This window comes from Tepidamorphus gemmatus (genome assembly GCF_004346195.1).
Taxonomy (GTDB): Bacteria; Pseudomonadota; Alphaproteobacteria; order Rhizobiales; family Tepidamorphaceae; genus Tepidamorphus; species Tepidamorphus gemmatus.
This window is the reverse complement of sequence record NZ_SMAK01000005.1, coordinates 74,300-84,814: the sequence shown is the minus strand read 5'-3', so window position 1 is coordinate 84,814 and position 10,515 is coordinate 74,300. Positions and strand designations below refer to the sequence as shown.

At 68.8% G+C, this 10,515-nt stretch carries 10 protein-coding genes and 1 tRNA gene; 7 read left to right on the top strand and 4 right to left on the bottom strand.

Annotation, left to right across the window (positions count from 1 at the left end; translation table 11 throughout):
- Positions 1-153: 153 nt before the first annotated feature.
- Complete coding sequence (locus EDC22_RS09665; protein WP_132806440.1) at positions 154-1,488, bottom strand: ActS/PrrB/RegB family redox-sensitive histidine kinase; 1,335 nt, start codon at positions 1,486-1,488, stop codon at positions 154-156.
- Between the two features lie 123 nt (positions 1,489-1,611).
- On the opposite strand from EDC22_RS09665, the gene EDC22_RS09660 reads away from it, so the two are divergent.
- The 7 genes from EDC22_RS09660 to EDC22_RS09630 all read left to right on the top strand — a co-directional run bounded on the left by EDC22_RS09660 (position 1,612) and on the right by EDC22_RS09630 (position 6,893).
- A complete protein-coding gene (locus tag EDC22_RS09660) occupies positions 1,612-2,430 on the top strand; it encodes an ABC transporter ATP-binding protein (RefSeq protein ID WP_132806439.1) in 819 nt (272 codons plus the stop codon).
- Positions 2,427-3,266: an ABC transporter permease gene (locus tag EDC22_RS09655; protein ID WP_245499708.1), complete on the top strand. Its 840-nt coding sequence runs from the start codon at positions 2,427-2,429 to the stop codon at positions 3,264-3,266. Before EDC22_RS09660 ends, EDC22_RS09655 begins: the two co-directional genes overlap by 4 nt.
- Positions 3,267-3,531: 265 nt before the next feature.
- Positions 3,532-4,890, top strand: coding sequence for a polyhydroxyalkanoate depolymerase (locus EDC22_RS09650; protein WP_132806438.1), 1,359 nt, complete (start codon positions 3,532-3,534; stop codon positions 4,888-4,890).
- A 110-nt stretch (positions 4,891-5,000) separates the two neighbouring features.
- Positions 5,001-5,423: a DUF2852 domain-containing protein gene (locus EDC22_RS09645; protein ID WP_132806437.1), complete on the top strand. Its 423-nt coding sequence runs from the start codon at positions 5,001-5,003 to the stop codon at positions 5,421-5,423.
- A 75-nt stretch (positions 5,424-5,498) separates the two neighbouring features.
- Positions 5,499-6,281 (top strand): M48 family metallopeptidase, encoded by a 783-nt coding sequence (locus EDC22_RS09640; protein WP_207903746.1) that lies wholly within the window; start codon positions 5,499-5,501, stop codon positions 6,279-6,281.
- A gap of 353 nt (positions 6,282-6,634) precedes the next feature.
- A tRNA-Ala gene (locus EDC22_RS09635) sits at positions 6,635-6,710 on the top strand.
- A gap of 36 nt (positions 6,711-6,746) precedes the next feature.
- Positions 6,747-6,893, top strand: a complete 147-nt coding sequence (locus tag EDC22_RS09630) for a hypothetical protein (RefSeq protein WP_207903745.1) — start codon at positions 6,747-6,749, stop codon at positions 6,891-6,893.
- A 223-nt stretch (positions 6,894-7,116) separates the two neighbouring features.
- Here EDC22_RS09630 and EDC22_RS09625 read toward each other — a convergent pair whose 3' ends face one another.
- The 3 genes from EDC22_RS09625 to EDC22_RS09615 are packed head-to-tail and all read right to left on the bottom strand — an operon-like array spanning position 7,117 to position 10,514.
- Positions 7,117-7,575: a RidA family protein gene (locus EDC22_RS09625; RefSeq protein WP_207903744.1), complete on the bottom strand. Its 459-nt coding sequence runs from the start codon at positions 7,573-7,575 to the stop codon at positions 7,117-7,119.
- Between the two features lie 37 nt (positions 7,576-7,612).
- Positions 7,613-9,262 carry a benzoate-CoA ligase family protein gene (locus EDC22_RS09620; protein WP_132806436.1) on the bottom strand — a complete coding sequence of 550 codons (1,650 nt, stop codon included), beginning with the start codon at positions 9,260-9,262 and terminating at the stop codon, positions 7,613-7,615.
- Between the two features lie 52 nt (positions 9,263-9,314).
- Positions 9,315-10,514, bottom strand: a complete 1,200-nt coding sequence (locus tag EDC22_RS09615; protein WP_132806435.1) for an acyl-CoA dehydrogenase family protein — start codon at positions 10,512-10,514, stop codon at positions 9,315-9,317.
- Position 10,515: the final 1 nt, after the last annotated feature.

The following is a 10,515-nucleotide window of genomic DNA, read 5'->3' as shown; positions in this document are numbered from 1 at the left end:
CATGGTTGCGTACGGGGCTGCGGCATGAAGCGGATCCCGACGCATGCCACCGCATCCGGCCTCGTCATGGCGGCAATCCCCGAAGTCAACACGCCGGGTCGGGACTGGCAAGACCGTCGGTGCAGGGCGATCTCTGGGCGGTTGAGGTGATCATCAAGCCGCGGCGTTGTCCGCGTCCGCCGCGGCGGTGGGCGGCGTCTCGAAGCGGTGACGCGGCCAGGTCGCACCGACCACGGCGCCGCCGGCCTCGTCGGATCGGTTGCCGAACTGGAGTGTGGCGCCAGAGCGCTCGAGCAGCGTCTTGGCGATGAACAGACCGAGCCCCAGTCCCGACTGGTCACTCGAGCCGCGGCGCCCACGCCGCGTCGAGATGTAGGGCTCGCCGATCTTGGCGAGCACGTCCGGCGGAAAGCCCGGGCCGTCGTCGGCGATCTCGACGGCGACCTTGGTCGCCGACCACGTGGCGCGGATGCGGACCGAGGAGGTGGCAAAATCCACCGCATTCTCGACCAGGTTGCCGAGCCCGTAGAGGATGCCGGGATCGCGCCGGCCAACCGGTTCGGGCGGCATGCCGTCGAGCGACACCGCGATGTCGATGCCGAACGCGCGGTGCGGGGCGGCGATCTCCTCGATCAGGCTCGCCAGCGGCAGGCGGTCGAGATGGCCGCCGGGCTCCTCGCCGAGCGAACTGATCCGCTCGAGAATGCCACGGCAGCGTTCGACCTGGCTGCGCAGCAGGCGGACGTCGTCGGCGTGCGGGCCGTCGGGGGGCAGCTCGCGCTCCAGCTCGCGCGCCACCAGCGCGATGGTCGCCAGCGGCGTGCCGAGTTCGTGCGCAGCGGCGGCGGCCAGTCCGTCGAGCGCCGACAGGTGCTGCTCGCGGGCGAGCACCAGTTCGGCGGCTGCCAGCGCGTCGGACATCTGCCGCGCCTCCTCGGCGACGCGGAAGGCATAGGTGCCCATGAAGCCCAACGTCAGCGCCAGGGCGACCCAGATCCCCGCCACGTACAGCCCCGGCAGGTCCGGCTCATTGCCGCCCGCCCAGGGCAGCGGCAGGTGCACCACGCCGATGACGGTCGCGCAGGCGAGCGCGATGCCTCCGAGACTCACCGTATTGGCCGGCGGCAGCGCGCTCGCCGAGACCACCACTGGCACCAGCAGCAGGATGGCGAACGGGTTGGCGAGGCCGCCCGTCAGCGCCAGCAGGGCGGCGAGCTGAACGATGTCGTAGCCGAGCAACGCCGTCGCCGGACCGGCCGACAGTTCCCTTGAGGCCGGATAGCGGATCCTCAGGAACATGTTGAGCCAGGCCGACAGCGCGATCAGCGCGAAGCACAGGCCGACCGGCAGGTCGTAGCCGAGCACGAGATAGACGGCGATCACGGCCGCCGACTGGCCGGCGATCGCGATCCAGCGCAGCCGCACCAGCGTCCGCAGCCTGAGCCGCGAGCGTCTGAGCGGAAGATCGTGGGGCGTGGTAGCGGTCATTGCGGCGTCCGGTGCGGGCGGCGCTCCGACTCGGCATGCACCGCGCCGACCATTATATAGGCCGGTGTCCGGGGCGGCGGCGACCGCCACGTCGACGCAGCGTTCGCCCCCGGAGCCAGGGTCATGGATGTTCCGCTGACAGATCACGCCGGGTCCGGCCCCGCCGCAGCCGACAGCGCGCACCACATCGCGGTCAAGGTGCGTGGCCTGACCAAGCGCTACGGAGCGGTTACCGCCGTGAATGACGTCAGCTTCAGCATCCGGCGCGGGTCGGTGACCGGCCTCCTCGGTGGCAACGGCGCGGGCAAGACGACGACCATCGCCATGCTGATGGGGCTGGTGCTGCCGAGCGGAGGCAGCATCGAGGTGCTCGGCGTCGACATGCTGCGCGATCGCCACCGGGTGCTGCACCGGATCAACTTCGAAAGCCCTTATGTCGACATGCCGATGCGGCTGACGGTGCGGCAGAATCTAACCGTGTTCGCCCGGCTCTACGGGCTTGACCGGGTGGCCGAGCGGGTCGCCGACATCGCCGGAGCGCTCGATCTCATCCATCTGCTCGACCGGCCCTGCGGCAAGCTCTCGGCCGGTCAGAAGACCCGTGTCAGTCTCGCCAAGGCGCTGATCAACATGCCGGAGGTGCTGCTGCTCGACGAGCCGACCGCGTCCCTCGATCCCGACACGGCCGACTGGGTGCGCAGCCACATCGAGGACTACCGGCACAGCCGCGACGCGACCATCCTGCTTGCCTCGCACAACATGCCGGAGGTCGAGCGGATGTGCGACCGCGTGCTGATGATGAAGGCCGGCGTGATCGTCGACGACGGGGCACCGGAAGACCTCATCGCCCGCTACGGCCGCACCAATCTCGAGGACGTGTTCCTCGACGTCGCGCGCGGCACCGGGCGCGCCGCCAGCCTCGTCCGAGCAGGTCCACCATGAGCCGGGGCACGCCGCGCGACTTCGCACCTCCCCTCTACCGCTCCGTGTCGCCGGCGCGCAGCTGGGCGATGCTGCTGCGCTACCTCTACCTGCTGAGGGGGTCCTGGCCGCGCATCGTGGAACTGATCTACTGGCCGACGGTGCAGATGCTGATGTGGGGCTTCCTGCAGCTCTACCTGTCGGAGACGTCCGGAATCTTCGCCGAGATGGGCGGGGTGTTCATCGGTTCGGTGCTGCTGTGGGACATCCTGTTCCGCGGCCAGCTCGGCTTCTCGATTTCCTTCATGGAGGAGATGTGGGCCCGCAACATGGGCCACCTGATGATGACGCCGCTCAGACCGATGGAGTTCGCGGCCGCGCTGATGGCGATGAGCCTGGTGCGGCTTGCGGTCGGGCTGGTTCCGGTGACGCTGATGGCGATCGCCTTCTTCGGCTTCAACCTGTGGGGGCTCGGGCTGGCGCTGGTGGCGTTCTTCGTCAACCTGTTCCTGACCAGCTGGGCGATCGGTCTTGCAGTCTCCGGCATGGTGCTGCGATTCGGGCTTGGGGCGGAAGGGCTTGCCTGGTCGGTGACGTTCCTGCTGCTGCCGCTTACCTGCGTCTACTATCCGGTCGAGGTGTTGCCGGTGTGGCTGCAGTGGATTGCGCTGTCGCTGGCGCCAACCTATGTATTCGAGGGAATGCGGGCGGTGGTGATCGACGGCGTGTTCCGCGCCGACCTGATGGCCGTCGCGCTAGGGCTGAACGCGATCTACTTCAGCCTTGGCCTCGTGGCCTTCCTCAGATTCTTCGAGTCGGCGCGACGGGCCGGCTCGTTGCTGCAGCTCGGAGAATAGGCCGACAGGGCAGCGCGATCCGACGGGCACGCTCTATCGGCGGCGCCGGCCGCTACGCGACGTCGGATGCATGCTCCCGGCCTCAGGACGTCCGGCCGCAAAGGCGCCGTCAGCGTTAACGAACGGTTTGCACTGCGGAGTCGATACTTGCCATCTGTGGCGCCAACGCCTAGCTTGCCGCACTGCACACAAGTTGGCGGCCTAGAAAAGATGCCGGCGGTGCTTGGGGGAAATGCGGATCTGGAGACGGAGGATCCGAACCGCCATGTCGTTTTATCAGTGGTACGAATTGACGCACGCTGCCCTCAGCCCGGTGCGTGCGGCCGCAGACGTGACCCGTCTCTATTATCGCAACCCGCTCAATCCGATGACCCATACGTCGATCGGACGCGGCGCGGCGGCGATGATGGAGATGTTCGAGCGCGTGACGCGGCGCTACGGAAAGCCTGAATTCGGCATCGACTCGACGCTCGTCGGCGCGGTACGGGTGCCGGTACGCGAGGAAGTGGTCTGGGAGCGGACCTTCTGTCGTCTCCTCCGCTTCGCCAAATCGGTCCCCGCCCGCATGGACGCGGGGCCGAAGCTGCTGATCGTCGCGCCGATGTCTGGCCATTACGCGACCCTGCTGCGCGGCACCGTCGAGGCGATGCTGCCCAATCACGATGTCTACATCACCGATTGGGTCGATGCGCGCATGGTGCCGATCAACCAGGGCACCTTCGATCTCGACGACTACATCGACTACATGCAGAACATCCTGCATTTCCTGGGCGGCGACACCCATGTCATGGCGGTGTGCCAGCCCTCGGTACCGGTGCTGGCTGCCGTTTCGCTGATGGAGGCGCGCAACGACCCCTATGTGCCGATCACCATGACGCTGATGGGCGGTCCGATCGACACGCGCGTCAATCCGACCGCCGTCAACCGCCTGGCGCAGGAACGCGACATCGACTGGTTCCGCCGCAACGTCATCATGAAGGTACCGTTCCCCCACCCGGGGATGATGCGCGAGGTCTATCCGGGCTTTCTGCAGCTCACCGGGTTCATGAGCATGAACCTCGACCGGCACATGGCGGCCCACCGCGACCTGTTCACGCATCTAGTCAAGGGAGACGGCGATTCGGCGGAAAAGCACCGCGAGTTCTACGACGAATATCTGGCCGTGATGGATCTAACCGCGGAGTTCTACCTTCAGACGGTCGATCAGGTGTTCATCCGCCATGCCCTGCCCAAGGGTGAGATGATGCACCGCGGCAACCCGGTCGATCCGTCCGCCATCCGCAATGTCGCGCTGATGACGGTGGAAGGCGAGAACGACGACATTTCCGGTATCGGTCAGACGAAGGCCGCACACCGGCTGTGCTCGAACCTGCCCGACGACATGCGCGTCCACTACGAGCAGCCGAAGGTCGGACACTACGGCGTCTTCAACGGTTCGCGGTTCCGCGCCGAGATCGCGCCGCGGATTTCCGACTTCATCCGAACGCATTCCGGCCGGTTCGCGCGCCGGCCGGCGGCGTCGTCCGGTGGCGCGCACCGCGCCACGGGTCGCGGCAATGGCCGCAGCTCGGCGAAGCACAATGGCGGCGCCGCACGGGCTGCACGGCATGAAGCCGACGTCTGAACCGGCCCCGCCGTCCCGGCTGGTCCGGCCCCGCCCTGTCGCATCCCACTTGAAGCGGCGGGCCCGGCGCCCCACTTCGTGAGGGTCACCCGAACCCGCAGGAGGGGCCCGTGCAGAATTTTCCGATCCGCCCGAGCTGGTCGCCGCTGTCAATCGCCGCGATGGTGGTCGGCTTCATCATCTGGTGGCCGCTCGGAGTGGCGGTGCTGGCCTGGATCATCTGGGGCGAGCGGATGATCGCCTGGTGGGACGAGAGCCGCCATCGGTTCCAGGTCCGTGCTGCCGGCGATACCGGCAATGCAGCCTTCGAGGCCTATCGCAAGGCCGAACTCGAGCGACTCGAACGCGAGCGCCGTCGCATCGAGCAGGAGGCCGAGGAGTTCCAGGCCTTCATGCGCGAGCTGCGCAAGGCACGGGATCGCGAGGAGTTCGATCGCTTCATGGCCGAGCGCCGCCGTCGCGCTGCGACGGGAGAGGCGGGTGCCCGCCCGACCGGGCCTGTGACGGGTACGGCGACCGGCGCCTCGGCCTGATCGAACGGGACCGTCGCATCGTCGGCGCGGCGCACGAGCGCCGCGCCTTTCGTTTGCCCGGATCGGCATGGCAACATGACCGCTGTCCGATTCGTCCGGTCCGCGATGTCAGTCCTGCCCCGCCGTCTGCGCAGCCCCGCGCTTCCCGCGACCGTCGAGATCATCGTCGACGGTGCGCCGGTGTCGATCGCCGTGCGGCGCTCCGACCGGGCGTGCCGATATTTGCTGAAGCTGCCCGCCGCGTCCGAACATCCTGTCCTGGTTATCCCGGCGCATGGCAGCCTGGACCGGGGCCTGGCATTCGCCCGTGCACAATCGGGGTGGTTGCGCGAGCGCATCCGGCGCCGGCCCGACCATGTGCGTTTCGAGGACGGCGCCGAAATTCCGCTGCGCGGCGAGATGCATCTGGTCTGCGCGACCGGCCTGCTGCGCGGTGGCGTCAGGCTGGTCGCCGGTACGCAGCCGCTGCCGCGCATCGAGGTCGCCGGCGATCCGGAACATCTTGCCCGCCGCCTGACCGACTGGCTCAAGGCGGAGGCGCGCCGCGACCTCGAGCCGGCAGTGAGACGTCATGCAGAGCGGCTGGGCGTCAAGCCGAAGCGCATCGCGGTCCGCGACCAGAGCTCGCGCTGGGGATCGTGCTCGACGAACGGCACGCTGTCCTTTTCCTGGCGGCTGATTCTCGCGCCGCCGATGGTCCTCGACTATCTGGCCGCGCACGAGGTCGCCCATATGGTCGAGATGAACCACAGCCGACGCTTCTGGCGCACGCTGGAGGCGATCGCCCCGCACACGGGCGCGGCCGAGGCCTGGCTGAAGCGCCACGGGGCCAGCCTGTTCCGGTACGGGCCACGCTGACCCCGATCCGGCACCGGCCCGTTCCGGTCCGGCCCGACGGACGGGAACGGGGCGGTGCCGGGCGCACCGCAGCGGGGCAACGACTTGCTCGAGCGTCACGTCTTCAAGGCTGAGCTGTCGGATTCATTGCCATCCGGGGCACTGCTGGTGCCCCGGCTCCGTCACGGCTCAGTGGGTGTCGGGACCATCGCGCCACACGGCATCGGATCGGGACTTCCCGGCATCGGACGGCGGTGCGGCATGCAAGGGCCGGCAGTGGCGCCGTCGGTAGAGGACAATGCGCGGCGTCGTCGCTCGTCTATTGCGTTTGTCCGGCGATTGCCTTAAACGCACCGTGCGCGGCGCGACCCCGTGGGGCCATAGCTCAGTTGGGAGAGCGCTTGAATGGCATTCAAGAGGTCGGGGGTTCGACTCCCCCTGGCTCCACCATCCCGCCGCGGTACGGCCCGGAGACATGGGTTCCGGATGATCTGCGCCACCGACGCCTGCACAACCGACAGCCGCGAACGGCACGAGACGGCGATCGCTGCCTTCGCCGGCTACTGCCGGCAGGCGACGACGGAGGCGCTGGTCGAGGAGTACCGACGGGCGGCGATGCACCGTTCGGACTGACAGCTGAGCCGGACATCGCGTCCTTACCATCCCCGCCGGCCCGGCAGCGCCGCGTTCGCGTCATGCCGCCCGATCCCGGCTCGGTCTCGCGGTCATTCGTGGTGACGGGAGCGGATCGCCTCCGGGATGACGGAGCGGCAGGCTGTTCGGGATGGCGGGGAGATGGAGACCGGATGCGGGGGGCTTGTCCTGCCGGCCAGGCGCCGACGGCGGGACCGTCCGGTCAGGTCCGCACCGGGATCACGGCGGTCGCCTCGATCTCGACCATGGCCTGCGGCTCGACGAGGCCGCACACCTGGACGACGGCCATGGCCGGGAAGTGGCGGCCGATGATCTCGCGGTAGACGGGGCCGAGCTCCTTCAGGCAGGCGCGGTAGGCGTCGAGATCGGTGACGTACCAGGTAAGCCGGACGATGTGATGGGTCTCGGCGCCACCGGCCCGGACGATATCGCGGATATTGGCGAGCGTCTGGCGGACCTGGCCGAGGAAATCGGGCGGGAACCGGCCCTCGGTGTCCCAGCCGACGACGCCGCCGGTGACGAGGATCTCGCCCGTCGCCTTCATGCCGTTGGCATAGCCGAGCGGGCGCGGCCAGCCTTCCGGCTGCACGACCGTCGGTCGCCCGTCGTCGGGCGACGATGGGGCGGAGGGGAGGGCGGGGGCAGGTGTGGTCACGGACACGGGCGTGTTCCTCGCTGTTGGTCGCGTCACGGACGGATCAGCTCGCGCGCGATCGTAGGCTGGCGGCCGCCTCCGCCCGCGCACGCTCGCGCAGCTCGACGCGGCGCAGCTTGCCGGTTTCGGTGCGCGGCAGGGTATCGACGAACTCCACCGCCCGCGGATACTTGTAGGGGGCGATCTCGTTCTTGACGAAGGTCTGCAGCTCGGCGGCAAGGGCGGGCGAGGGCTCGAAGCCGTCCTTCAGCTGGACATAGGCCTTGACGATCTGGCCGCGCTCGGGACAGGGCGCACCGACCACGCCGCAGAACGCGACGGCGGGATGGCTCAGCAGCGCCGCTTCCACCTCCGGTCCGGCGATATTGTAGCCGGCCGAGACGATCATGTCGTCGGAGCGCGCCTGGTACCAGAAATAGCCGTCCTCATCCATGACATAGGTGTCGCCGGTGACATTCCAGCCGGCCTGGACATAGTCGGCCTGGCGTTCGTCGGCGAGATATCGGCAGCCGGTCGGGCCGCGCACGGCCAGACGGCCGATGGTGCCCGGGGGCACCTCGTTGCCCTGCTCGTCGATCACCTTCGCCTCGTAGCCCGGGACCGGCCGACCCGTCGCGCCGGGACGTACTTCCTCCTCCGGCGAGCCGATGAAGATGTGCAGCATCTCGGTCGCGCCTATGCCGTCGAGGAGCTTCAGGCCGGTCGCCGCGTGCCAGGCGTCCCAGGTCGGCTTGGGCAGGGTCTCGCCGGCCGAGACACACTTGCGCAGCGAGGCGACGTCACCCGGCCGCATCTGGTCGAGCATGACGCGGTAGGCGGTCGGTGCGGTGAAGCAGATTGTCGCCTTGTAGCGGCCGATCGCCGGCAGCAGCTCCTCCGGCGCCGCCTTCTCGAGCAGCACGGTGGACGCTCCGACCCGCATCGGGAACAGCACCAGGCCGCCGAGCCCGAAGGTGAAGGCGAGCGGCGGCGAGCCGATGAACACGTCGTTCGGCTCCGGTCTCAGCACGTTCATCGCATAGGCGTCGCAGATCGCCATCATGTCGCGGTGAAAGTGCATGGTGCCCTTCGGAACGCCGGTGGTGCCGGAGGTGAAGCCGATCAGGCAGACATCGTCGCTCGAGGTGTCACAGGGCTCGAACTCGGCCGACTCCTCGGCCATCATCGCCTCGAGCGTATCCGCGCCGCCGCCCCAGTAGACGATGCGCTGGAGGTCCGGCGCCATCGCCTTCGCCTTCTCCATCTCCTCGGCAAGGCGGATATCGCACAGCGCGAGAGCGATCTTCGCCTTCTGGATCGGATAGGCGAGCTCCTTGGCGCGCAGCAGCGGCATCGTTGCGACCACGACGCCACCGGCCTTCAGCACGGCGAAATGCGCGATCACCATCATCGCGTTGTTGGCCGAACGCAGCAGGACGCGGTTGCCGGGGACCATTCCGAGCCGACGGGTCAGCACGTTGGCGAGGCGGTTCACCTGCGCCTGCAACTGCGCATAGGTCAATGTTCCGCCGGGCGTGATGAGACAGATCCTGTCGCCGTTGCCGCGTGCGACATGGCGATCGAGCAGCTCGACCGCGCAGTTCAGCCGCTCCGGATATCTGAGCTCCGGGCGGTCGAACAGGAAATCGGGCCATTGTCCGGCCGGCGGGAGGTTGTCCCGGGCAAAGGTGTCGACGTGTCCACTCGGCAGCATGTTCCGTCCTCCGATGCCGTGTCCGCGCCCGCCTTCCGGCGCGGCGAAGCGGCTAGTGACGCGCGTCGGCCCGCGCGCCGGCGGCCTCTGCCGCCTTCAGCATCTCGCGGGCGATGACGATCTTCTGAACCTCGGTCGCTCCCTCGTAGATTCTGAGAGCCCTGATCTCGCGATAGAGCTCCTCGACCTTCGTGCCGCTCCTGACCCCCAGGCCGCCGAACAGCTGGACGGCGGCATCGATCACCGACTGGGCCGTCTCGGTAGCGAACATCTTCGCCATCGCTGCCTCGCGGGTGATGCGCGGCGCGCCCGTATCCTTCGTCCAGGCGGCGCGGTAGATCAGCAGCGCTGCCGCGTCGATACCCGTGGCCATGTCGGCGAGACGTGCCTGGGTGAGCTGCAGGTCGGCGAGCGGTGCGCCGAACAGCCGGCGCTTCAGTGCCCGGTCCAGTGCCTCGTCGGCGGCGCGCCGCGCAAAGCCGAGCGCGGCAGCGCCTACGGTGGAGCGGAAGATGTCGAGCGTTGCCATGGCGATCCTGAAGCCGTCGCCGCCCCGGCCGATCCGGTTGGCGACGGGGACGCGGCAGCCATCGAAGTGGAGTGTCGCCAGCGGGTGCGGGGCGATCACGTCGATGCGTTCGGCAATCTCGAATCCGGGCGTCCCGGCCTCGACGACGAAGGCCGACAGGCCGCGGGCGCCAGGCGCCTCGCCGGTGCGGGCGAAGACGACGTACCAGTCGGCGATGCCGCCATTCGAGATCCAGGTCTTGTCGCCGTCGAGCCGCACGTGCTCGTTTCCGTCCGGCGTCGCAGTGCAGGCGAGCGCGGCAACGTCGGAGCCGGCCTCGAGCTCCGACAGCGCGAAGGCGGGGATCGCGGTGCCGGCGCCGACGCCCGGCAGCCAGCGCGCCTTCTGCTCATCGGTGCCGGCGAGCGCCACGGGCCCCGAGCCGAGCCCCTGCATGGCGAAGGCAAAGTCGGCCAGCCCCGAGCGATAGGCCAGGATCTCGCGGGACAGGCAGAGTGTACGCACGTCATGTCGGGCAGTCATGCCGGGGCCGGCGAGGGGGGCGGCGGCCTTGAGCCATCCCGCATCGCCAAGCGCCCTGACGAGGGCGCGGCAGGAGCCGTCGACGTCGTGGTGGTCGATGAGCCCGGCGACCGCCGTATCGGCCCAGAGCGCCAGCGCGCCCGCCCGCGCGCGGTGGGCATCCTCGAAGAACGGCCAGTCGAGAAAGCTGGTGTCGGGCACG